Source organism: Litorivita pollutaquae, from assembly GCF_003205515.1.
In the GTDB taxonomy this organism is placed as follows: domain Bacteria; phylum Pseudomonadota; class Alphaproteobacteria; order Rhodobacterales; family Rhodobacteraceae; genus Litorivita; species Litorivita pollutaquae.
Genome location: NZ_KZ826486.1, coordinates 43,720 through 64,482, shown reverse-complemented (window position 1 = coordinate 64,482; position 20,763 = coordinate 43,720). Strand labels below are relative to the sequence as shown.

The following is a 20,763-nucleotide window of genomic DNA, read 5'->3' as shown; positions in this document are numbered from 1 at the left end:
TGCCGCGAAGCGTTTTCTTAGGTGAGGTTCACCGATCGGGAGGCCATCCTTGGGACGATGGCCATGAATTGATCAGAATCCTACCGTCTCGAAAGGGCGAGATACCGGTGCCCAACGGTATTTTCGTCTGATGAGAAACTGAAAGGTGACATCGACCATGGCTCAATCCTTCCTTGGCCAGAAACGTTTGCGTAAATACTATGGCAAAATCCGCGAAGTGCTGGAAATGCCCAACCTGATCGAGGTGCAGAAAAGCTCCTATGATCTCTTTTTGAAATCCGGCGACGCGCCCCAACCCACCGATGGTGAAGGTATCATGGGCGTGTTCCAATCGGTGTTTCCGATCAAGGATTTCAACGAGACCTCGATCCTCGAATTCGTGAAATACGAGCTCGAAAAACCGAAATATGACGTCGAAGAGTGCATGCAGCGCGACATGACCTATGCCGCCCCGCTGAAGGTCACGCTTCGCCTCATCGTGTTTGATGTGGATGAAGACACCGGTAACAAATCGGTCAAAGACATCAAAGAACAAGATGTATTCATGGGCGATATGCCTTTGATGACGCCGAACGGCACATTTGTCGTGAACGGCACCGAACGCGTGATCGTGTCGCAAATGCACCGCTCGCCCGGCGTGTTCTTCGATCACGACAAAGGCAAGACCCACAGCTCGGGTAAGCTGCTCTTCGCCTGCCGCATCATTCCCTATCGCGGTTCGTGGCTCGATTTCGAATTCGACGCCAAAGACATCGTCTTCTGCCGTATTGACCGTCGTCGCAAATTGCCGGTGACCACGCTGCTTTATGCGCTGGGTCTCGATCAAGAAGCGATCATGGACGCCTATTATGACACCGTCGATTTCACGCTCGAAAAAGGCAAGGGTTGGGTCACCAAATTCTTCCCTGATCGCGTGCGCGGCACCCGTCCGACCTATGATCTTGTAGATGCGGCCACCGGTGAAGTCATCGCCGAAGCCAGCAAGAAAATCACCCCGCGCGCGGTCAAGAAATTGATCGACGAAGGCAATGTGACAGACCTGTTGGTTCCGTTTGAACATATCGTTGGGAAATTTGTCGCCAAGGACATCATCAACGAAGAAAACGGCGCGATCTATGTCGAAGCGGGCGACGAGCTGACGCTGGAATATGACAAGGACGGCGAATTGATCGGCGGCACCGTGAAGGAGCTGGTTGATGCGGGTGTGACCGAAATTCCGGTTCTGGATATCGATAACATCAATGTCGGCGCCTATATGCGTAACACCATGGCGATGGATAAAAACATGGGCCGCGACACCGCGCTTATGGATATCTACCGCGTGATGCGCCCGGGCGAGCCGCCCACCGTTGAAGCGGCCTCGAACCTGTTCGACACGTTGTTCTTCGATAGCGAACGCTACGATCTCTCGGCGGTTGGCCGGGTGAAAATGAACATGCGCCTTGCTCTCGATGCCGAAGACACACAGCGCACATTGCGCCGCGAAGACATTGTCGCCTGCATCAAGGCTCTGGTTGAATTGCGCGACGGCAAAGGCGATATCGACGATATCGACCACCTTGGCAACCGCCGTGTTCGTTCGGTTGGCGAACTGATGGAAAACCAGTACCGCGTTGGCCTTTTGCGGATGGAGCGCGCGATCAAAGAACGCATGTCGTCGGTCGAGATCGACACCGTCATGCCGCAAGACCTGATCAATGCGAAACCTGCCGCCGCTGCCGTGCGGGAATTCTTCGGCTCTTCGCAGCTGTCGCAATTCATGGACCAAACCAACCCCTTGTCGGAAGTGACGCACAAACGCCGCCTCTCGGCGCTTGGGCCGGGTGGTTTGACGCGCGAACGTGCCGGTTTTGAGGTGCGTGACGTTCACGCCACTCACTATGGTCGGATGTGCCCGATTGAAACGCCTGAAGGGCCGAATATTGGTCTGATCAACTCGCTTGCGACCTTTGCGCGGGTGAACAAATACGGCTTTATCGAAACACCCTATCGCACCGTCAAAGATGGTCAGGTGACGGATGAAGTTCACTATATGTCCGCCACCGAAGAGCAGCGTCATACCGTTGCGCAGGCGAACGCCAACCTCGACGAGAGCGGCAAGTTCATCAACGATCTGGTGTCCACCCGTCAATCGGGCGAATATATGCTCGCGCCGAACGAAAGCGTGGATCTCATTGACGTTAGCCCGAAACAGTTGGTTTCGGTCGCGGCCTCGCTGATCCCGTTCCTTGAAAACGATGACGCCAACCGTGCCTTGATGGGCTCGAACATGATGCGTCAGGCGGTTCCGCTTTTGCGCGCCGAGGCGCCATTGGTCGGCACCGGTATCGAAGAGATTGTCGCGCGGGATTCCGGCGCTGCGATCATGGCGAAACGCGCGGGTATCATTGACCAAGTCGATGCGCAGCGTATCGTTATTCGTGCCACGCATGATCTCGAATTGGGCGACGCGGGTGTGGACATCTACCGTATGCGCAAGTTCCAGCGTTCGAACCAGAACACATGTATCAACCAACGTCCGTTGGTCAAAGTTGGCGACACGGTCACCAAAGGCGAAGTGATTGCCGATGGTCCGTCGACCGATATCGGTGAATTGGCTTTGGGTAAAAACGTGGTCGTCGCGTTTATGCCCTGGAACGGCTACAACTACGAAGACTCCATTCTGATCTCCGAGCGGATTGCCCGCGACGACGTGTTCACTTCGATCCATATCGAGGAATTCGAAGTCGCCGCGCGTGATACCAAACTCGGGCCGGAAGAGATCACCCGCGACATTCCCAACGTCGGCGAGGAAGCTCTGCGCAACCTCGACGAAGCGGGTATCGTGTATATCGGTGCGGACGTTGAGCCGGGCGATATTCTGGTTGGTAAAATCACACCGAAGGGCGAAAGCCCGATGACACCGGAAGAAAAGCTTCTGCGTGCCATCTTCGGCGAGAAAGCTTCGGACGTGCGCGATACATCGCTGCGTGTGAAACCGGGTGATTTCGGCACGGTTGTGGAAGTGCGCGTCTTTAACCGCCACGGTGTGGAAAAAGACGAACGTGCCCTGCAAATCGAGCGTGAAGAAGTCGAGCGTCTGGCGCGTGACCGCGACGATGAGTTGGCCATTCTGGACCGCAACATCTATGCGCGCTTGAAAGACCTGATGATGGGCAAAATCGCCGTCAAAGGTCCGAAAGGCGTCAAGCCGAATTCGGAAATCACCGAAGACCTGCTCGGTATGCTGAGCCGTGGTCAATGGTGGCAGCTGGCGCTTGAAGACGAGAAAGACGCACAGATCGTCGAGGCTCTGAACGAGCAATACGAGATCCAGAAACGGGCTCTTGATGCGCGCTTTGAGGATAAGGTCGAGAAGGTACGCCGCGGCGATGATCTGCCCCCGGGTGTGATGAAAATGGTCAAAGTGTTCATCGCGGTGAAGCGTAAGCTGCAACCGGGTGACAAAATGGCCGGTCGTCACGGCAACAAAGGTGTGATTTCCCGCGTTGTTCCGATGGAAGACATGCCGTTCCTTGCCGATGGCACACCGGTTGACTTCTGCTTGAACCCGCTCGGTGTTCCGTCGCGTATGAACGTCGGTCAGATCCTTGAGACGCACACCGGTTGGGCCGCGCGCGGCCTTGGTTTGAAGATCGACGAGGCCTTGCAAGGCTACCGCCGGTCTGGCGACCTGACGCCGGTGAAAGAGGCAATGCGCATCGCTTATGGCGATGACGTCTATGCCGAAGGCATCGAAGGCATGGAAGACGATCAATTGATCGAAGCGGCGGGCAATGTAACCCGCGGTGTTCCGGTCGCAACACCGGTCTTCGATGGTGCCAAAGAGGCAGACGTGAACGATGCGCTGACGCGTGCCGGTTTCGACACCTCGGGTCAATCGGTTCTGTTTGACGGCCGCACAGGCGAGCAATTTGCCCGTAAGGTCACCGTGGGTATGAAATACCTGCTCAAACTGCACCACTTGGTGGACGACAAAATCCACGCGCGTTCGACCGGTCCATACAGCCTCGTCACACAGCAGCCGCTGGGTGGTAAAGCGCAGTTCGGTGGTCAGCGTTTCGGGGAAATGGAAGTCTGGGCGCTCGAAGCTTATGGCGCGGCCTATACGCTTCAGGAGATGCTCACCGTCAAGTCGGATGACGTGGCGGGCCGGACCAAGGTCTATGAAAGCATCGTTAAAGGCGAAGACAACTTTGAAGCGGGCGTGCCCGAGAGCTTTAACGTGCTCGTCAAAGAAGTCCGCGGCCTTGGCCTGAACATGGAACTCCTGGATGCGGAGGAGGACGAATAAGGGCTTCGGCTTTTATTCCCTTCCCCCCTTCCGCAACCAATTTGAGGACATCAAAATGAACCAGGAACTGACAAACAACCCGTTCAACCCCGTTGCACCGGTTAAAACATTCGATGAGATCAAAGTCTCTTTGGCCTCGCCAGAGCGGATCCTTTCGTGGTCCTATGGCGAGATCAAAAAGCCCGAGACCATCAACTACCGGACATTCAAGCCCGAGCGGGACGGTCTGTTCTGCGCGCGTATCTTTGGCCCGATCAAGGATTACGAATGCCTGTGCGGCAAATATAAACGCATGAAATATCGCGGCGTCGTCTGCGAGAAATGCGGTGTCGAAGTCACACTCCAGAAGGTGCGCCGCGAGCGTATGGGCCATATCGAATTGGCCTCGCCCGTTGCACATATCTGGTTCCTGAAATCGCTGCCGTCGCGGATCGGCCTCATGCTCGACATGACGCTGCGCGATCTGGAACGCGTGCTCTACTTCGAAAACTACGTTGTGATCGAACCGGGTCTGACGGACCTGCAATACGGTCAGATGATGACCGAAGAAGAATATATGGACGCCCAAGATGCCTTTGGCATGGATGCTTTCACCGCCAACATCGGCGCCGAAGCGATCCGCGAAATGCTGGCGGCGATTGATCTTGAGCAAGAAGCAGAAACCCTGCGCGCCGATCTTAAAGAGGCGACAGGCGAGTTGAAGCCGAAGAAGATCATCAAGCGTTTGAAGGTTGTCGAAAGCTTCCTTGAATCCGGCAACCGCCCCGAGTGGATGGTTCTGACCGTGATCCCGGTGATCCCGCCGGAATTGCGTCCTCTGGTGCCGCTCGATGGTGGCCGTTTTGCGACCTCGGATCTCAATGATCTGTATCGCCGCGTGATCAACCGGAACAACCGTTTGAAGCGTCTGATCGAATTGCGTGCGCCCGATATCATCGTGCGTAACGAAAAGCGGATGTTGCAAGAATCTGTCGATGCCTTGTTCGACAATGGTCGCCGTGGCCGCGTCATCACCGGCGCCAACAAACGCCCGCTTAAATCGCTGTCGGATATGCTCAAGGGTAAGCAGGGCCGCTTCCGCCAAAACCTTTTGGGTAAACGCGTCGATTTCTCCGGTCGTTCGGTCATTGTGACGGGTCCGGAATTGAAGCTGCATCAATGTGGTTTGCCCAAGAAGATGGCGCTCGAACTGTTCAAGCCGTTCATCTATTCACGTCTGGAGGCCAAGGGCCTCAGCAGCACCGTGAAGCAAGCCAAGAAGTTGGTGGAAAAAGAGCGTCCCGAAGTGTGGGATATCCTTGATGAGGTGATCCGCGAACACCCGGTCATGCTCAACCGTGCGCCGACGCTTCACCGTCTGGGGATCCAAGCGTTCGAACCCGTGTTGATCGAAGGGAAAGCGATCCAGCTTCACCCGCTGGTTTGCTCGGCCTTTAACGCTGACTTTGATGGTGACCAAATGGCGGTTCACGTGCCGCTGTCGCTCGAAGCACAGCTTGAAGCGCGCGTCTTGATGATGTCCACGAACAACGTTCTGTCGCCTGCAAACGGCGCGCCGATCATTGTTCCGTCGCAGGATATGATCTTGGGTCTCTATTACACCACGATCATGCGCGAAGGCATGAAGGGCGAAGGCATGGTCTTCTCCTCGATTGACGAAGTGCAATATGCGCTCGATACCGGCGCGGTTCACCTGCATTCGAAGATCATCTCGCGGATTCCGCAGATCGACGAAGAAGGCAACGAGGTCATGGTGCGGTATGAAACCACGCCGGGCCGTGTGCGTCTTGGCGCGCTTTTGCCGCTCAACGCCAAAGCGCCCTTCGAATTGGTCAACCGTCTGCTGCGTAAGAAAGAAGTGCAGCAGATCATTGATACGGTCTACCGGTATTGCGGACAAAAAGAGTCTGTCATCTTCTGTGACCACATCATGACCATGGGGTTCCGCGAAGCCTTCAAGGCCGGTATTTCATTCGGCAAGGACGATATGGTTGTGCCTGATAACAAATGGCCAATCGTTGACGAGACCCGCGACCAAGTGAAAGATTTCGAACAACAATATATGGACGGCCTGATCACTCAGGGTGAGAAGTATAACAAAGTTGTCGATGCGTGGTCGAAGTGTAACGACAAAGTCACCGAAGCGATGATGAGCACGATTTCGTCGGTCAAACATGACGAGGATGGCGCCGAAATGGAGCCGAACTCGGTTTACATGATGGCCCACTCCGGTGCGCGTGGCTCGGTCACCCAGATGAAACAGCTGGGCGGGATGCGTGGTCTGATGGCCAAGCCGAACGGCGACATCATCGAAACGCCGATCATTTCGAACTTTAAAGAAGGCCTGACGGTTCTCGAGTATTTCAACTCGACCCACGGTGCCCGTAAAGGTTTGTCGGATACGGCTTTGAAAACGGCGAACTCCGGTTATCTGACGCGTCGTCTTGTGGACGTGGCGCAGGATTGCATCGTGCGCGAGCGTGATTGCGGAACCGAACGCTGCGTGACTGCGGAACCTGCTGTCAATGACGGCGAGGTTGTGGCGACCATTGGCGAACGTATTCTGGGCCGCGTTGCGGCAGAGGATATCTGCAAGCCGGGCACCGATGAGGTGCTGTGCACACGTGGCACATTGATCGACGAACGCATGGCCGACACCATCGAAGAGGCTGCTGTTCTGACCTGCAAAATCCGTAGCCCTCTGACGTGCGAAGCGGACGACGGTGTGTGTGCGACCTGCTATGGTCGTGACCTTGCACGCGGCACAATGGTGAACACCGGCGAAGCCGTGGGCATCATCGCGGCGCAATCGATTGGTGAGCCGGGCACACAGCTGACGATGCGGACATTCCACATTGGCGGCGTTGCACAAGGTGGCCAACAGTCGTTCCAAGAAGCCGGTCAAGAAGGCAAGATCGAGTTCGAAAACCCGCAGGTTCTGGAAAATGCCAATGGCGAGATCCTCGTTATGGGCCGGAACATGAAATTGCGGATCATGGGCGATGCGGGCGAAGAGCGCGCGAGCCACAAGCTCGGCTATGGCACCAAACTGTTTGTCAAAGAGGGCGACACCATCGCGCGTGGCGACAAGCTGTATGAATGGGATCCCTACACTTTGCCGATCATCGCAGAGAAAGCCGGTACGGCGAAGTTTGTCGATCTGACCGTGGGTATTGCCCTGCGCGACGAGACCGATGACGCGACCGGTATGAGCCAGAAGATCGTTATCGATTGGCGCGCGGCCCCCAAAGGCAACGAGCTCAAGCCCGAGATCATCATCATGGATGCGGATGGCGAACCTGTGCGCAATGACGCGGGCAACCCTGTCACATATCCGATGTCTGTCGATGCCATTCTCTCGATTGAAGAAGGTCAAGAGATCAAAATGGGTGACGTTGTTGCGCGTATTCCGCGTGAGGGCGCCAAGACCAAGGACATTACCGGTGGTCTGCCACGTGTGGCCGAACTCTTTGAAGCGCGGCGTCCGAAAGACCACGCGATCATCGCCGAAATCGATGGTTACGTGCGCTTTGGCCGCGACTATAAGAACAAGCGCCGGATCTCGATCGAGCCAGCGGATGAGGCCTTGGAAACCGTGGAATACATGGTGCCCAAGGGCAAACACATCCCCGTGCAAGAAGGCGATTTCGTCCAGAAGGGTGACTACATCATGGACGGCAACCCTGCGCCGCATGACATCCTTTCCATCATGGGCGTCGAGGCCTTGGCCGAGTATATGATCGACGAAGTTCAGGACGTTTACCGTCTGCAAGGTGTGAAGATCAACGATAAGCATATCGAAGTGATCGTGCGCCAGATGTTGCAGAAATGGGAAATCCAGGACAGCGGCGAGACGACTTTGCTCAAGGGTGAAAACGTCGATAAGGCGGAGTTCGACGAAGCCAACGCCAAGGCCATTTCCAAAGGCGGGCGTCCGGCAACGGGCGAGCCGATCCTTTTGGGGATTACCAAAGCATCGCTTCAGACCCGTTCGTTCATCTCGGCGGCGTCCTTCCAAGAGACCACACGTGTTCTCACCGAGGCCTCTGTCCAAGGGAAACGCGACAAATTGGTTGGCCTCAAAGAGAACGTCATCGTGGGCCGCTTGATCCCTGCGGGCACCGGCGGCGCGACACAGCGCGTGCGTAACATCGCAGCAAATCGCGATAATGTTGTGTTGGAGGCCCGCCGCGAGGAGGCCGAAGCGGCTGCAGCTTTGGCCGCACCAACGATGGCTGATGATGTGGTTGGCGGGGATGATTTCGACACATTGGTCGACACCCCCGAGAGCCGCGATTGATCCCGCGCCTCACGGCATGACAAGATTGAAAAGGCTCCGCTTTGGCGGGGCCTTTTGCTTTTGGCAGGCCCTTCACTCCCCAAGAACATCAGGCGATGTTCGAAGACGCTTGGCGCGGGCCCGTTCCGCAAGGTGGCGGCGCGGATCAAGAGGATTGGGTGACGCGCGCGGCGATCCGGTGCCGACCTGCGGCGGCACTTGCGGAGAGGTGCCAAGGGCAAGGGTGCGGTTGGCGGCGCGTTGGGAGCGGCACTGGATCTTGTGGGGCTTTGATGACGTAGGGCCGCAGGGGCGCGTGCGCGGTATACTGCGTCGCAGTGGATATTTATGGACAGCAGAAAATGACAGAGCCTCTGGTCAATGGTCCGTGCGTGTTAGTATAGCGGGTGGGGTATAGAAGCCCGAGCGGCGCACCGGTCGCCGGGCGTATCTGATATGGAACGGGGTTGGTCATGAGCGACAATATGCGCGGCGCGCTGTTCATGATGCTGTCGATGGCGGGATTCACCATATCGGACAGTTTGATGAAACAATTGACGGTGGATTTGCCGTTGTCTCAGGTGATTTTGCTACGTGGGATCGTCACCACGGCTCTGACCCTTGGGCTGGCGTGGCGCATGGGAGCATTGCGTATGGCCCTGCCGCGCCGCGAATGGGGATTGGTGTTCTGGCGGTTGGTGGGTGAGATCGGCGCGGCGTATTTTTTCCTGACGGCGCTTAAATACATGCCATTGGCCAATATGACGGCGGTGATGCAAAGCTTGCCGCTCACCGTGACATTGGCGGCGGCGGTGCTGTTTCGCGAACCGGTGGGGTGGCGGCGGATGGGGGCAATTCTGGCCGGGTTGTTCGGCGTGGTGTTGATCCTTCAACCGGGGCCGGAGGGGTTCAATCATTATTCCATTTACGCATTGGTGGCGGTGGGCTTCGTGACACTGCGCGATTTGTGTACGCGGCGATTGTCCCGTGAGACGCCGTCGTTGTTGGTGACGGTCATCACGGCGGTGGCGGTGACGGGGGTCTTCGGCGTGGTGTCGATTGGCGTTGAGTGGCAACCCGTGGGCGGTGTTCAGAGCGCACAACTGGTGGCATCGGGCAGCTTTGTCTTTGTCGGCTACCTTTGCGCCATCACGGCGATGCGGTCCGGAGACATCGCAGTCGTATCGCCATTCCGCTATACGGCTTTGATATGGGCGTTGATGCTCGGGTGGCTGGTTTTTGGCGACTGGCCAAGTGGTGTAACGATGCTTGGCGTGATGATTGTCGCAGGCAGCGGGCTTTATACGCTCTATCGTGAGCGCCAATTGCGGATCAGGACAGAACAATTGGCGGCGCGGTCCGGATCCACGCGAGGGATCTAATCGCCTATTTCCAATGGCGGCACGTTATGGAACAGACGGCGGATGTCATTTGTATCAATGGCGAATGTGTCTTTGAAATGTGCCTCTAGCTCGGGAGTTAGCGGGTGCATTTCCATCGGGTGCTTGCCCATCCGGCTGTCGTTGAAGGTGTTGTGGCTGCGCACATACATATCGACGCCGCCCATGATCACGCAGGACATGAAACGTTGCAGGCGGCTGTGTGAAAAATTCATCACGGTGAGTTTGACGTTGGGCGCGATCAGCAAAGCAAGTGCGGCCGTCATGAAGCGGGTGCTTGAAGGCGCGGCTTCGATCCCGTTCATGGAGGGACGCGCCAGGAAGCCTTGATTGAAGTCGATGGCGATATGGCGTTCGCTGCGCAGGAGTTTATGATGTTCGTCGGCGGCAAGACGCAGGGCCTCGATGTAGGAGCAGGCAACCGCATCGTCATCATCAAGGCGGAATTGCAGGCAGGGCGCATCAGGATCGGTGCGCACGGAATTGATCGCGTCTTGCATCACATCTCGGTGCCGGCCCGGCGGGCGCGATTGGATTACCACCTGTGGCATGCCGGCGGTCAGGGCGTCGAGGCGGGCGCGGTATTGTGCGGGTAAATCATCACCGACAACGGTCAAAAAGGTGAAATCCGGATCTGTCTGGGCACGAAGGGCGGGCAGGGTGAAGCCTTCGAAGAGGGCAAAGCGCTCTTCCATGCGTGCCTCGGCATAGAGGAAAGCGCGGCGGGCCTCGATGCTGTCATGTTCGATCTGAAATCCACCAAGAGCAGGGTAGGAAAAGCGGCACAGGCCGATCACTTGCATAGCGGTCCTCGCGGGGGGCTGGTTTTGGGGGACTATGGCACTTTGGCGCGGGGATCGGCAAGACGTGCAGAGCGATGAATGTAACGTGACTGGACTGGGGTCTGGGCGCGTTCAATGACCGTAGAATGCGGGTGGGTGTAGGCCTGTGGAGTAGGCAGCGACGCATGCGGTAGGATGTGTTGACACGCGCTGCGACTCCTCTTATACGCGCCTTCATCCGGCACTGGGGAGACTCCGAGCCGATATCAAAACTTAAGTGGTCAAGATCCAAGCACCTGTCGCTTCGATCCTCTGTTAACCCACCGCGTCGTTCACCTCGGAATGGGAACGATAGCGGTTTTTGCGCTATGTGGAGACATATTGCGCGATTGAGATTCATCCGCCTTTGGCTCCGGTCATCGGCAGCAAAGTGTAGGAAACGGGGAAAACGCCCAATGCCAACGATCCAACAGCTGATCCGCAAGCCGCGCCAGCCTAAAGTGAAACGTTCGAAGTCTATGCACCTTGAGCAATGCCCGCAAAAGCGCGGCGTGTGCACACGTGTGTATACCACCACACCGAAAAAGCCGAACTCGGCGATGCGTAAGGTTGCCAAAGTGCGCCTGACCAACGGTTTCGAGGTTATCTCGTATATTCCGGGTGAAAGCCACAACCTTCAGGAGCACTCTGTGGTTCTGATCCGCGGCGGTCGTGTCAAAGACCTTCCGGGTGTCCGTTACCACATCTTGCGTGGTGTTTTGGATACCCAAGGCGTCAAAGACCGTAAACAACGTCGTTCGAAATACGGCGCCAAGCGTCCGAAGTAAGGAGAGACTGGTATGTCCCGTCGTCACGCCGCTGAGAAGCGCGAAGTATTGCCCGACGCCAAATTTGGCGATCGCATCCTGACCAAATTCATGAACAACCTCATGATCGATGGCAAGAAATCCGCCGCCGAGAAGATTGTTTATAACGCCCTTGATCGCGTCGAAGACAAGATCAAACGCGCCCCAATCGAAGTGTTCCACGAAGCGCTTGAGAACATCAAACCATCCGTCGAAGTGCGTTCGCGCCGCGTCGGTGGTGCGACTTATCAGGTACCTGTTGAGGTTCGCCCCGAGCGCCGCGAAGCGCTTGCGATCCGTTGGTTGATCAAAGCCAGCCGCGCCCGCAACGAAAACACCATGGAAGAGCGCCTTGCCGGTGAACTTCTCGATGCGGTGAACAGCCGTGGCAGCGCCGTTAAAAAGCGCGAAGACACCCACAAAATGGCCGACGCCAACAAAGCGTTCAGCCATTACCGCTGGTAATTCAAATCTCTTAGAGGCTGCACACCAATGGCACGCGACTATCCCCTCGAACGCTACCGGAACTTTGGTATTATTGCGCACATCGATGCCGGTAAAACCACTTGTTCCGAGCGCATCCTGTTTTACACAGGCAAATCCCACAACCTCGGCGAAGTCCATGACGGCGCCGCGACGATGGACTGGATGGAGCAAGAGCAGGAACGGGGTATTACAATTACCTCCGCTGCGACGACGACATTCTGGGAACGCACCGAGAACGGCACCGAGCCTGACTCTCCCAAGCACCGGATGAACATCATCGATACCCCGGGCCACGTTGACTTCACCATCGAAGTCGAACGCTCCTTGGCGGTACTCGATGGCGCGGTTACCGTTCTTGACGGGAATGCCGGTGTTGAGCCGCAAACCGAAACCGTTTGGCGTCAAGCCGACCGGTATAAGGTTCCGCGGATCGTTTTTGTGAACAAAATGGACAAGATCGGCGCAGACTTCTTTAACTGCGTTCACATGATCGAAGACCGTACAGGCGCGACAGCGATCCCCGTCGGCATTCCGATCGGTGCCGAGACCGAGCTTGAAGGTCTGATCGATCTCGTGACCATGGAAGAGTGGCTGTGGCAGGGTGAAGACCTTGGAGCATCCTGGATCAAAGCGCCCGTTCGTGATGAATTGAAGGCGCAAGCCGACGAATGGCGTGGCAAAATGATCGAAGCGGCCGTCGAAATGGACGACGATGCGATGGAAGCCTACCTCATGGAAGGCACAGAGCCTGACGTGAAAACTTTGCGCGCGCTTTTGCGTAAAGGCTGCTTGGCATTGAAATTCGTTCCGGTTCTGGGTGGCTCTGCGTTCAAGAACAAAGGCGTTCAACCGCTTCTTAACGCGGTGATCGACTATCTGCCGTCGCCTTTGGATGTTGTCGACTACATGGGCTTTTCGCCTGATGACGAGACCGAAGAACGCAATATCCCGCGCCGTGCGGACGACGATATGGCCTTCGCGGGTCTGGCGTTCAAAATCATGAACGACCCCTTCGTCGGATCGCTCACGTTTACCCGCATCTACTCGGGTAAATTGAACAAGGGTGACACGCTTTTGAACTCGACCAAAGGGCGCAAAGAGCGCGTTGGCCGGATGATGATGATGCACTCGAACGAGCGTGAAGAGATCACCGAAGCATTCGCGGGCGACATCATTGCGCTTGCGGGTTTGAAAGACACCACCACGGGTGACACGCTTTGCGCCGTCAGCGATCCGGTGGTTCTGGAAACCATGAGCTTCCCTGATCCGGTGATCGAGATCGCGGTCGAGCCTAAAACCAAGGCTGACCAAGAGAAGATGTCGACCGGTTTGGCCCGTTTGGCGGCCGAAGATCCTTCCTTCCGCGTGGAAACCGATATCGAATCGGGACAAACCATCATGAAGGGGATGGGCGAACTTCACCTCGACATTCTTGTCGACCGTCTGAAGCGCGAATTCAAAGTCGAAGCGAACATTGGTGCGCCGCAAGTGGCCTACCGTGAGACCATCGGCCACGAAGTCGAGCACACCTACACCCACAAGAAACAATCGGGTGGTTCGGGTCAGTTCGGTGAGGTCAAACTCATCATCACCCCGACAGAGCCGGGCGAAGGTTATTCGTTCGAAAGCAAAATCGTTGGTGGTTCGGTTCCCAAGGAATACATCCCGGGCGTCGAAAAAGGCATCAAATCGGTTATGGACAGCGGCCCGCTTGCCGGCTTCCCTGTGATCGATTTCAAAGTGACGCTGATCGACGGTAAGTTCCACGATGTTGACTCCAGCGTTCTGGCGTTCGAAATCGCGGCACGTATGTGTATGCGTGAAGGTATGCGCAAAGCCGGCGCGAAACTGCTCGAACCGATCATGAAAGTCGAAGTGATTACACCGGAAGAATATACCGGTGGCATCATTGGCGATTTGACCTCCCGTCGCGGGCAGGTTCAAGGCCAAGACACCCGCGGCAACGCGATTGCAATCGACGCATTCGTGCCGTTGGCGAACATGTTTGGCTATATCAACACGCTGCGCTCGATGTCGTCGGGCCGTGCGAACTTCTCGATGCAGTTCGGCCATTACGAAGCCGTGCCGCAGAACATCTCTGACGAAATCCAAGCGAAATTCGCGTAATTTCAGGCAGGGCGCGCAGCTTAGGCTGCGTGCCTGAGGCCGGTAAAAGACAAGGAGGCCATCATGGCTAAGGAAAAGTTTGAACGTAATAAACCGCACGTTAACATTGGTACAATCGGCCACGTTGACCACGGTAAAACCACGCTGACCGCAGCGATCACCAAATATTTTGGTGACTTCAAAGCGTATGACCAGATTGACGGCGCGCCCGAAGAAAAAGCGCGCGGCATCACCATTTCGACCGCCCACGTCGAATATGAAACCGAAGCGCGTCACTATGCGCACGTCGATTGCCCCGGCCACGCGGACTATGTGAAAAACATGATCACCGGTGCGGCGCAGATGGATGGCGCAATCCTGGTTGTGAACGCGGCTGATGGCCCGATGCCCCAGACCCGTGAGCACATCCTTTTGGGTCGCCAGGTTGGCATCCCGAAAATGGTCGTCTTCATGAACAAAGTTGACCAAGTGGATGACGACGAGCTGCTCGAGCTGGTTGAAATGGAAATCCGCGAATTGCTGTCGTCCTACGACTACCCTGGCGATGACATTCCGATCATTGCAGGTTCGGCTTTGGCGGCGATGGAAGGCAACAACCCTGAAATCGGCGAAAACAAGATCCGCGAATTGATGGCGGCTGTTGACGAATACATCCCGACGCCTGCACGTGCGGTGGATCAACCCTTCCTGATGCCGGTTGAGGACGTGTTCTCGATCTCCGGTCGTGGTACGGTTGTGACCGGCCGTGTGGAACGCGGTGTGATCAACGTCGGTGACGAGATCGAAATCGTTGGTATCCGCGACACCAAGAAAACCACTTGCACGGGCGTTGAAATGTTCCGCAAGCTTTTGGACCGTGGTGAAGCGGGCGACAACATCGGTGCGTTGCTGCGCGGTATCGACCGTGAAGGCGTTGAGCGTGGTCAGGTTCTGTGTAAGCCGGGCTCTGTGAACCCGCACACGAAGTTCGAAGCCGAGGCGTATATCCTCACCAAAGACGAGGGTGGCCGTCACACGCCGTTCTTCGCGAACTATCGTCCGCAGTTCTACTTCCGGACCACTGACGTGACCGGCACGGTGATCTTGCCCGAAGGCACCGAAATGGTGATGCCTGGCGATAACTTGAAGTTCGAAGTTGAACTGATCGCACCGATCGCCATGGAAGACGGCCTGCGCTTCGCGATCCGCGAAGGCGGCCGTACCGTTGGTGCCGGCGTCGTATCCAAAATCCTCGCGTAAGCCATTTTTTGGTTGCGAGAATGCAGGCTGCGCTGTAGTGCAGCCTGCAACCTATTTCAGGGTTCGACGTGGGGCGCGCAATGGTGTGCGTTCGACCTCTCAACTCTTAGCCGCGAAAGGCAATGACTATGCAGTCACAAAACATTCGCATTCGGCTTAAGGCGTTTGATTATCGTGTGTTGGATGCGTCCACACAGGAAATCGTAAACACCGCCAAGCGCACCGGCGCCACAGTCCGTGGTCCGATTCCGCTGCCGAACAAGATCGAGAAATTCACTGTTCTACGTAGCCCTCACGTGAACAAGAAATCGCGGGACCAGTGGGAAATCCGTACCCACAAGCGTCTTCTCGACATCGTTGATCCGACTCCCCAAACCGTGGACGCGCTGATGAAGCTCGACCTCGCGGCTGGTGTGGACGTCGAGATCAAGTTGCAATCGTAATTGGGGGGTATGAATATGCGCTCTGGTATTATTGCGAAAAAAGTGGGCATGACCCGCTTGTTCATGGAAGACGGCAAGCAGATCCCTGTAACCGTTCTTCAGATGGAAAACCTTCAGGTTGTCGATCAGCGCACGGCTGACCGCGACGGCTACACAGCGGTTCAGCTGGGTGCCGGTGCGGCCAAAGCGAAGCGCACGTCGAAAGCCATGCGTGGCCATTTCGCCAAAGCAGGTGTCGAGCCCAAACGGAAAGTCGCGGAATTCCGCGTTTCCGCAGAGAACCTCATCGCCATTGGCGAAGAGATTTCGGCCGAACACTATGTCGTTGGTCAAAAGGTTGACGTTGCCGGTACTTCGATCGGTAAAGGCTTCCAAGGTGCGATGAAGCGTCACAACTTTGGCGGTTTGCGTGCCTCGCACGGTGTTTCGATTTCGCACCGTTCGCACGGCTCGACAGGGCAGTGTCAGGATCCTGGCAAGGTTTTCAAAGGCAAGAAGATGGCCGGTCACATGGGCGCAGTGCGCGTGACCACCCAGAACCTTGAAGTTGTTAAAACCGATGCAGATCGTGGTCTGGTCATGGTCAAAGGCGCCGTTCCCGGCTCCAAAGGCGGCTGGGTGACGGTCAAGGATGCTGTGAAGAAGAAACTGCCCGAGAACGTTCCGTTCCCGGCAGCTTTGAAATCGGCAGCAGCAGCGGCAGAGGCTCCGGCTGAAGCACCTGCGGAAGGCGGTGAAGCATGAAACTTGATGTGATCAACCTCGACGGCAGCAAAGCCGGTACTCTGGATCTGGACGAAGCGTTGTTCGGTCTTGAGCCGCGCGTTGACATCCTGCACCGTGTGGTCCGTTGGCAGCGTAACAATGCGCAAGCCGGCACGCACAAGGTCAAGACCCGTTCGGAAACCTCCTATTCGACCAAGAAGATCTATCGCCAAAAAGGCACCGGCGGCGCACGCCACGGTGACCGTAACGCGCCGATCTTCCGTAAAGGTGGTATCTACAAAGGTCCGACCCCGCGTTCGCACGGTCATGAACTGCCCAAAAAGGTCCGCAAGCTTGGCCTGATGCACGCTCTGTCGGCGAAAGCCAAAGCAGGCGAGTTGGTGGTGATTGAATCGGCATCCTCGGATGGGAAAACCGCAGCTTTGGCCAAACAGGTGAAAAACCTCGGCTGGAAACGCGCTTTGATCATCGATGGCGCCGACGTGAACCAAGACTTCTTGCAAGCGGCCCGTAACATCGAAGGTTTGGACATCCTGCCGACGATGGGCGCAAACGTATATGATATCCTCAAGCGTGATACACTCGTGATCACCAAAGCGGGTATCGAAGCACTGGAGGCTCGATTGAAATGAGTGCCAAGGCAGAACATTACGACGTGATCCGCAAGCCGATCATCACCGAAAAAGCGACCATGGTTTCCGAAAACGGTGCCGTTGTTTTTGAAGTGGCGATTGACAGCAACAAACCCCAGATCAAAGAGGCTGTTGAAGCTTTGTTTGGTGTGAAGGTCAAAGCTGTGAACACCGCGATCACCAAAGGTAAAGCCAAGCGGTTCAAAGGCCAAATCGGTCGCCGTAAGGACGTGAAAAAAGCCTATGTGACGCTCGAAGAGGGCAACACAATCGACGTGTCCACCGGACTCTGAGATTTAGGTTTTTGAGAAGATTGAAAGCCCCTCGTCAGTAATGGCGGGGGGCTTTTTCGTTGCCATTAGGCGAACGGATGGCGGGAGCATCGGCTCTTAAGGGCCAATTGCCCAACAAATACGGCCCTTCCTATAGACAGCCCATCATCGCCCTGCTACTAGCAGCCATCGCAACTGGCCTCAGATTCGTTCTGGGGCCGGTTGCTATTTTGTCAGGGACCTACGGGGCCCTATAAGACGGCCACCTTCGGGGGGCTAAACCGGCGGAACCGGCACCCTATCGGGGCAAGGCCGCACAGCAAAACGGAAGACAGAAAGCATGGCACTCAAGTCGTACAAACCGACGACGCCGGGCCAGCGTGGGCTGGTGCTGATCGACCGTTCGGAGCTTTGGAAAGGGCGCCCGGTTAAATCTCTCACAGAGGGTTTGACCAAGTCGGGCGGCCGGAACAACACCGGACGGATTACCTCGCGTCGTCGCGGGGGCGGGGCGAAACGCCTCTACCGGATCGTTGATTTTAAACGTAACAAAATGGATGTCGCGGCAACCGTCGAACGGATCGAATATGACCCGAACCGGACCGCATTCATCGCACTGATCAAATATGATGACGGCGAGCAAGCCTACATCCTCGCGCCGCAGCGTTTGGCTGTTGGTGACAAGGTGATTGCTGCGTCCAAAGCCGACATCAAGCCGGGCAACGCGATGCCGTTCTCGGGCATGCCGATCGGTACCATCATCCACAACATCGAGATGAAGCCAGGCAAAGGCGGTCAGATCGCGCGTGCCGCCGGCACCTACGCCCAATTCGTTGGTCGTGATGGTGGCTACGCTCAGATCCGCCTCAGCTCCGGTGAACTGCGTCTCGTGCGTCAGGAATGCATGGCCACCGTCGGTGCCGTGTCGAACCCCGACAACTCGAACCAGAACTACGGTAAAGCTGGCCGTATGCGCCACAAGGGCATCCGTCCTTCGGTTCGTGGTGTGGTTATGAACCCCGTCGACCACCCCCATGGTGGTGGTGAAGGTCGTACATCGGGTGGTCGCCACCCTGTGACACCTTGGGGTAAGCCGACCAAGGGTGCTCGCACTCGCAACAAAAACAAAGCGTCGCAAAAGCTTATCGTTCGCTCGCGCCACGCCAAGAAGAAGGGACGTTAATAGATGTCTCGTTCCGTTTGGAAAGGCCCCTTTGTGGATGCTTACGTGCTTAAGAAAGCCGAAGCAGCTCGCGAGTCGGGTCGTAATGAAGTTATCAAAATCTGGTCGCGCCGCTCGACGATCCTGCCCCAATTCGTGGGTCTGACGTTTGGCGTTTACAACGGCCAGAAACATATTCCTGTCAACGTCAGCGAAGACATGATCGGTCAGAAGTTTGGTGAGTATTCGCCGACCCGGACCTATTATGGCCATGCCGCCGACAAAAAAGCGAAGCGGAAATAAGCCATGAGCAAGGATAAGAATCCCCGCCGCGTGGCCGATAACGAAGCAATGGCAAAACTGCGCATGCTCCGTACAAGCCCGCAAAAGCTGAACCTTGTTGCTGCGATGATCCGCGGCAAGAAAGTCGGCAAAGCGCTCGACGATCTGACCTTCTCCAAGAAGCGTATCGCGATCGACGTGAAAAAATGCCTGCAGTCGGCCATCGCCAATGCCGAGAACAACCACAATCTCGATGTGGATGAACTCGTCGTGGCAGAAGCCTTTGTTGGCAAGAACCTGGTGATGAAACGCGGTCGCCCGCGGGCTCGTGGCCGTTTTGGCAAAATCGTCAAGCCGTTCTCGGAACTGACGATCAAAGTGCGCCAAGTAGAGGAGCAAGCGAATGGGTAATAAAGTCAATCCGATTGGCATGCGCCTTCAGGTGAACCGCACATGGGACAGCCGTTGGTATGCAGAAAGCAAGGATTTCGGTGACCTTCTTCTCGAAGACATCGCCATCCGTGATTTCATCAACAAAGAGTGCAAGCAAGCCGGCATCAGCCGTGTGATCATCGAGCGTCCGCACAAAAAGTGCCGCGTCACGATCCACACAGCACGTCCGGGTGTGATCATCGGCAAGAAAGGCGCAGACATCGAAACCCTGCGCAAGAAAATCTCCGCGATCACCGATTCGGAATTGCACCTCAACATTGTTGAAGTGCGTAAGCCCGAGCTTGATGCGCAGTTGGTTGGTGATAGCATCGCCCAGCAGCTCGAACGCCGTGTGTCCTTCCGCCGTGCTATGAAGCGCGCCGTGCAGAATGCAATGCGTATGGGTGCCCTCGGCATCCGCGTCAACGTGGCAGGCCGTCTTGGCGGTGCCGAAATCGCGCGTACCGAATGGTACCGTGAGGGCCGTGTGCCGTTGCACACGCTGCGCGCCGACATCGATTACGCTCATGTCGAGGCCACCACGGCCTATGGCATCATAGGCATCAAGACATGGATCTTCAAAGGTGAAATCCTTGAGCATGATCCGTCTGCCCGTGAGCGTAAAGCACAGGAACTCCAAGATGGTCCTACGCCTCGCGGCGCTGGCGGCCGTCGTTAAGGGAGAAGAGAGATGCTTCAACCAAAGCGCACTAAATTCCGCAAGATGCACAAAGGCCGGATCAAAGGTCTTGCAAAAGGCGGCAGCGATCTGAACTTCGGCACATATGGTCTCAAAGCCACCGAGCCAGAGCGCGTCACCGCACGTCAAATCGAGGCGGCACGCCGGGCGATGACACGTCACATGAAACGCCAAGGCCGTGTCTGGATCCGCATTTTCCCGGATCTGCCCGTGACCTCCAAGCCTACCGAAGTCCGGATGGGTAAAGGTAAAGGTTCGGTCGACTTTTGGGCTGCCAAAGTCAAACCTGGCCGCGTGATGTTCGAAATCGACGGTGTGAACGAAGACATCGCCCGTGAGGCCCTGCGCCTTGCTGCGATGAAACTTCCGATCAAAACCCGCGTCGTGGTTCGCGAAGACTGGTAACCGGCGCTCCGTGTAAGCGGCGCGTCAGGCACGCGGTATTGCGATTTTCCGAGAGGAAAACACGAGCTGCACAGTCTGTGAAGAAAAAGACCCCCGTCGAGAAATCGGCGGGGGTTTTGCTTGGAATAAGTTGGGTATCGGCATCCCGGTTTTTGATGGCGCGGCGATTGCGTTTAGATCTTCAAGGAAAAGTTCAATCTCGCGCTCCGGTATGCTCGGGCTTTGTTGTCCTATTTAAATGCAGCAGTGTCACAGCC

Annotated in this window: 17 protein-coding genes; 16 read left to right on the top strand and 1 reads right to left on the bottom strand. The window is 56.3% G+C overall.

Annotation, left to right across the window (positions count from 1 at the left end; translation table 11 throughout):
- Nucleotides 1-157: 157 nt before the first annotated feature.
- From rpoB to DI396_RS11405, 3 genes are all read left to right on the top strand, one after another.
- Nucleotides 158-4,294: a DNA-directed RNA polymerase subunit beta gene (rpoB, locus tag DI396_RS11415; RefSeq protein ID WP_110796354.1), complete on the top strand. Its 4,137-nt coding sequence runs from the start codon at nt 158-160 to the stop codon at nt 4,292-4,294.
- Between the two features lie 55 nt (nt 4,295-4,349).
- Nucleotides 4,350-8,594 (top strand): DNA-directed RNA polymerase subunit beta', encoded by a 4,245-nt coding sequence (gene rpoC, locus DI396_RS11410; RefSeq protein ID WP_110796353.1) that lies wholly within the window; start codon nt 4,350-4,352, stop codon nt 8,592-8,594.
- A gap of 452 nt (nt 8,595-9,046) precedes the next feature.
- Complete coding sequence (locus tag DI396_RS11405) at nt 9,047-9,955, top strand: DMT family transporter (RefSeq protein WP_204362843.1); 909 nt, start codon at nt 9,047-9,049, stop codon at nt 9,953-9,955.
- Here DI396_RS11405 and DI396_RS11400 read toward each other — a convergent pair.
- Nucleotides 9,952-10,776 carry a putative rhamnosyl transferase gene (locus tag DI396_RS11400; protein ID WP_110796351.1) on the bottom strand — a complete coding sequence of 275 codons (825 nt, stop codon included), beginning with the start codon at nt 10,774-10,776 and terminating at the stop codon, nt 9,952-9,954. The two genes, DI396_RS11405 and DI396_RS11400, sit on opposite strands and share 4 nt — an antisense overlap.
- Nucleotides 10,777-11,210: 434 nt before the next feature.
- Between DI396_RS11400 and rpsL the strand changes: the two genes are divergently transcribed.
- The 13 genes from rpsL to rplP all read left to right on the top strand — a co-directional run bounded on the left by rpsL (nt 11,211) and on the right by rplP (nt 20,506).
- Nucleotides 11,211-11,582 carry a 30S ribosomal protein S12 gene (gene rpsL, locus DI396_RS11395; RefSeq protein ID WP_005621086.1) on the top strand — a complete coding sequence of 124 codons (372 nt, stop codon included), beginning with the start codon at nt 11,211-11,213 and terminating at the stop codon, nt 11,580-11,582.
- A 12-nt stretch (nt 11,583-11,594) separates the two neighbouring features.
- Nucleotides 11,595-12,065 (top strand): 30S ribosomal protein S7, encoded by a 471-nt coding sequence (rpsG, locus tag DI396_RS11390; protein ID WP_110796350.1) that lies wholly within the window; start codon nt 11,595-11,597, stop codon nt 12,063-12,065.
- Between the two features lie 27 nt (nt 12,066-12,092).
- A complete protein-coding gene (fusA, locus tag DI396_RS11385) occupies nt 12,093-14,213 on the top strand; it encodes an elongation factor G (protein WP_110796349.1) in 2,121 nt (706 codons plus the stop codon).
- Nucleotides 14,214-14,276: 63 nt separating this feature from the next.
- A complete protein-coding gene (tuf, locus tag DI396_RS11380) occupies nt 14,277-15,452 on the top strand; it encodes an elongation factor Tu (protein WP_110796348.1) in 1,176 nt (391 codons plus the stop codon).
- Nucleotides 15,453-15,580: 128 nt separating this feature from the next.
- Entirely contained in the window at nt 15,581-15,895 is a 315-nt protein-coding gene (gene rpsJ, locus DI396_RS11375; RefSeq protein WP_110796347.1) for a 30S ribosomal protein S10, read from the top strand.
- Between the two features lie 15 nt (nt 15,896-15,910).
- Nucleotides 15,911-16,639 carry a 50S ribosomal protein L3 gene (gene rplC / locus DI396_RS11370; RefSeq protein WP_110796460.1) on the top strand — a complete coding sequence of 243 codons (729 nt, stop codon included), beginning with the start codon at nt 15,911-15,913 and terminating at the stop codon, nt 16,637-16,639.
- Nucleotides 16,636-17,253, top strand: a complete 618-nt coding sequence (gene rplD, locus DI396_RS11365; protein ID WP_110796346.1) for a 50S ribosomal protein L4 — start codon at nt 16,636-16,638, stop codon at nt 17,251-17,253. Before rplC ends, rplD begins: the two co-directional genes overlap by 4 nt.
- Complete coding sequence (locus DI396_RS11360) at nt 17,250-17,546, top strand: 50S ribosomal protein L23 (protein WP_110796345.1); 297 nt, start codon at nt 17,250-17,252, stop codon at nt 17,544-17,546. The genes rplD and DI396_RS11360 overlap by 4 nt, the downstream gene beginning before the upstream one ends.
- Before the next feature lie 319 nt (nt 17,547-17,865).
- Entirely contained in the window at nt 17,866-18,708 is an 843-nt protein-coding gene (gene rplB / locus DI396_RS11355; protein ID WP_110796344.1) for a 50S ribosomal protein L2, read from the top strand.
- A gap of 3 nt (nt 18,709-18,711) precedes the next feature.
- Nucleotides 18,712-18,990 carry a 30S ribosomal protein S19 gene (gene rpsS / locus DI396_RS11350; protein WP_005980699.1) on the top strand — a complete coding sequence of 93 codons (279 nt, stop codon included), beginning with the start codon at nt 18,712-18,714 and terminating at the stop codon, nt 18,988-18,990.
- A gap of 3 nt (nt 18,991-18,993) precedes the next feature.
- Nucleotides 18,994-19,380, top strand: a complete 387-nt coding sequence (gene rplV / locus DI396_RS11345) for a 50S ribosomal protein L22 (protein WP_110796343.1) — start codon at nt 18,994-18,996, stop codon at nt 19,378-19,380.
- Nucleotides 19,373-20,080, top strand: a complete 708-nt coding sequence (rpsC, locus tag DI396_RS11340; protein ID WP_110796342.1) for a 30S ribosomal protein S3 — start codon at nt 19,373-19,375, stop codon at nt 20,078-20,080. Before rplV ends, rpsC begins: the two co-directional genes overlap by 8 nt.
- Before the next feature lie 12 nt (nt 20,081-20,092).
- Complete coding sequence (rplP, locus tag DI396_RS11335) at nt 20,093-20,506, top strand: 50S ribosomal protein L16 (protein WP_110796341.1); 414 nt, start codon at nt 20,093-20,095, stop codon at nt 20,504-20,506.
- Nucleotides 20,507-20,763: the final 257 nt, after the last annotated feature.

Bases quoted from the DNA above. Each gene is read 5' to 3' on its own strand.
- rpoB (WP_110796354.1), top strand. From the start codon at position 158: ATGGCTCAATCCTTCCTTGGCCAGAAACGTTTGCGTAAATACTATGGC.
- rpoC (WP_110796353.1), top strand. From the start codon at position 4,350: ATGAACCAGGAACTGACAAACAACCCGTTCAACCCCGTTGCACCGGTT.
- DI396_RS11405 (WP_204362843.1), top strand. From the start codon at position 9,047: ATGAGCGACAATATGCGCGGCGCGCTGTTCATGATGCTGTCGATGGCG.
- DI396_RS11400 (WP_110796351.1), bottom strand. From the start codon at position 10,776: ATGCAAGTGATCGGCCTGTGCCGCTTTTCCTACCCTGCTCTTGGTGGA.
- rpsL (WP_005621086.1), top strand. From the start codon at position 11,211: ATGCCAACGATCCAACAGCTGATCCGCAAGCCGCGCCAGCCTAAAGTG.
- rpsG (WP_110796350.1), top strand. From the start codon at position 11,595: ATGTCCCGTCGTCACGCCGCTGAGAAGCGCGAAGTATTGCCCGACGCC.
- fusA (WP_110796349.1), top strand. From the start codon at position 12,093: ATGGCACGCGACTATCCCCTCGAACGCTACCGGAACTTTGGTATTATT.
- tuf (WP_110796348.1), top strand. From the start codon at position 14,277: ATGGCTAAGGAAAAGTTTGAACGTAATAAACCGCACGTTAACATTGGT.
- rpsJ (WP_110796347.1), top strand. From the start codon at position 15,581: ATGCAGTCACAAAACATTCGCATTCGGCTTAAGGCGTTTGATTATCGT.
- rplC (WP_110796460.1), top strand. From the start codon at position 15,911: ATGCGCTCTGGTATTATTGCGAAAAAAGTGGGCATGACCCGCTTGTTC.
- rplD (WP_110796346.1), top strand. From the start codon at position 16,636: ATGAAACTTGATGTGATCAACCTCGACGGCAGCAAAGCCGGTACTCTG.
- DI396_RS11360 (WP_110796345.1), top strand. From the start codon at position 17,250: ATGAGTGCCAAGGCAGAACATTACGACGTGATCCGCAAGCCGATCATC.
- rplB (WP_110796344.1), top strand. From the start codon at position 17,866: ATGGCACTCAAGTCGTACAAACCGACGACGCCGGGCCAGCGTGGGCTG.
- rpsS (WP_005980699.1), top strand. From the start codon at position 18,712: ATGTCTCGTTCCGTTTGGAAAGGCCCCTTTGTGGATGCTTACGTGCTT.
- rplV (WP_110796343.1), top strand. From the start codon at position 18,994: ATGAGCAAGGATAAGAATCCCCGCCGCGTGGCCGATAACGAAGCAATG.
- rpsC (WP_110796342.1), top strand. From the start codon at position 19,373: ATGGGTAATAAAGTCAATCCGATTGGCATGCGCCTTCAGGTGAACCGC.
- rplP (WP_110796341.1), top strand. From the start codon at position 20,093: ATGCTTCAACCAAAGCGCACTAAATTCCGCAAGATGCACAAAGGCCGG.